A 2020-nucleotide genomic window follows, 5' to 3' on the forward strand; every position below is an offset into this window, starting at 1 on the left:
CCTGGAAACCGGCGCGCACCTGGTCAGCGATCCGGCGATGTTCGGCCCCGCGGTCGCCGAGCAGCCGGCCGTCACCCGCTGACTCACCCGCTGACTCAGCCGCTGACCCGGCACGGGCCGYCCCCCCCGGGGCGGCTTGCGGCATCATCGCCCCATGCTCCAGCAAGATCGTCATCAACGCATCCGGGCCCTGCTCGCCGGCGACGGACAGGCCAGCACCGAGCGCATCGCCAACGAACTGGGCGTGTCGCGAGAGACGGTGCGGCGCGACGTGCTCGCGCTGGAAGCCGCCGGGCAGCTGCGCCGCGTGTTCGGCGGCGTCCTGGCCTGCGATGCCGACGCCGAGCCGCCGCTCGCGCAGCGCAACAAGACCCACGCGCTGGACAAGCGCGCGATCGTGCGCGCGGCGGCACGCCTGCCGCAGCCGGGGCAGTCGCTGTTCATCGATGCCGGCAGCACCGTGTCGATGCTGGCGCAGGAGCTGGCCTCGCTGCGCGACTTCACGGTGATCACCAACTCGTTCGACGTGGCCTTGAAGCTCGCCAGCCCGACGCTGGATGGTGGTTCACCCCGGCATCAGGTGCATGTGCTCGGCGGACGGCCGCGGCCGGAGCTGGCCGCGAACTACGGCGATGCCACCGTGGCCGAGGTGATGCGCTGGCGGGTCGACTGGGCGCTGCTCTCGCCCGTCGGCGTGGAGGCGCGCATGGGCGCCAGCAGCTTCGATCCATCGGAGGCAGAGCTGGCGCGCGCGATGGTGCGCCAGGCCCGGCGCACCGTGCTGCTGGCCGACCACAGCAAGATCGGCGTGTGCGCCCGGGTCGCGTTCTGCGGCATCGAGCAGGTCCACCAGCTGATCACCAACAAGCGGGCCCGCGAATCGGCCGCCCTGCACGCGCTGGCCGACGCCGGCTGCGAGGTGACGCTGGTCTAGCGGTGTGACGGGTCTGATCGACCCGCGCTCGATCAGATCGAGAAGCCCAGCAGCATCGCGACGCCGGCTTCCTTGTTCGGCCGCACGAAGCTGTCGCGCGTCAGGCGGCTCATCTTGATCGTCAGCGCATCGGTCAGGAACCACTTGGTGTACAGCGCGTTGATCTCGCCGCTGGTGTAGAGCTGCGACAGGCTGCGGTCCACCGAGGCGAGCAGCGCGGTGTCGCCCTTGCGCACCATCACCGCGTACGGCTCGACCGACAGCGCCAGGCTGCTGACCTGGAAGGTGTCGAGCGCCTTGTCGTTGGAGGCCAGGCCGAGCAGCAGCGAATCATCCTGCGGGAAGGCGCGCACGCGGCCTTCCTTCAGCGCCTTGTAGGCCTCGCCGTTGCTCGCGAAGGTGGTCAGCTGCGCATGCAGCTCGCCGTTGGCCAGCTGGTTGAAGAGCTTCTCCGAGGTGGTGCCCTTGCTGAGCGCCACCGGCAGGCCGTTCAGGTCCTTCACCGACTCGACCTGCAGGTTCTTCGGCGTCAGCAGGCGCATCGAGGCGACGAAGATGGTGTAGCTGAAGGCGACCTTCTCCTGGCGCGCGCGGGTGTTGGTGGTGGAGCCGCACTCCATGTCGATCTCGCCGCTCAGCAGCTTCGGGATCCGCTCCGGCCCGCTGACGACCTTGTACTGCACCTTCAGGTCGGGCAGCTTCAGCTCGCGCCTGATGCCTTCGACCGCGTTCAGGCACAGGTCGACCGAGTAGCCGACCGGCTGCTTCTGTTCATTGAGGAACGAGAACGGCCGCGCCGCCTCGCGCACGCCCAGCACGATCACCTTGCTTTCGCGGACCTTGGCCAGCGTGTCGGTGGGGGATTGGGCAAACACCGCGCCGCTGGTTCCGAGGGCCACCAGAAGGCACAACATGCGGTGAGAAAAGGACGACATCCGGCTGCTCCGACCAAAAGGGTCGAAGTATAGGGTTTACCCTTTCAGCCCTGGCGTGACGAAACTCTCACCCATTCGTTTTCACGACAGGACCCCCGCGATCGCGTGGGGCAGCAACGCCACGATCACCCCCTGCAGGCAGCCGCCCCAC

2 protein-coding genes are annotated in these 2020 nt (G+C 68.6%); one reads left to right on the top strand and one right to left on the bottom strand.

The window, feature by feature from the left end; all coding sequences use genetic code 11:
• Positions 1-154 precede the first annotated feature (154 nt).
• Entirely contained in the window at positions 155-934 is a 780-nt protein-coding gene (locus tag AC1D01_RS32095; RefSeq protein ID WP_477873553.1) for a DeoR/GlpR family DNA-binding transcription regulator, read from the top strand.
• Between the two features lie 32 nt (positions 935-966).
• Here AC1D01_RS32095 and AC1D01_RS32100 read toward each other — a convergent pair whose 3' ends face one another.
• The gene (locus AC1D01_RS32100; protein WP_477873554.1) at positions 967-1833 is read right to left on the bottom strand and encodes an amino acid ABC transporter substrate-binding protein; all 867 of its coding nucleotides are present in this window, start codon (positions 1831-1833) and stop codon (positions 967-969) included.
• Positions 1834-2020: the final 187 nt, after the last annotated feature.

It is taken from the genome of Rhizobacter sp. P3_B12, assembly GCF_056402895.1.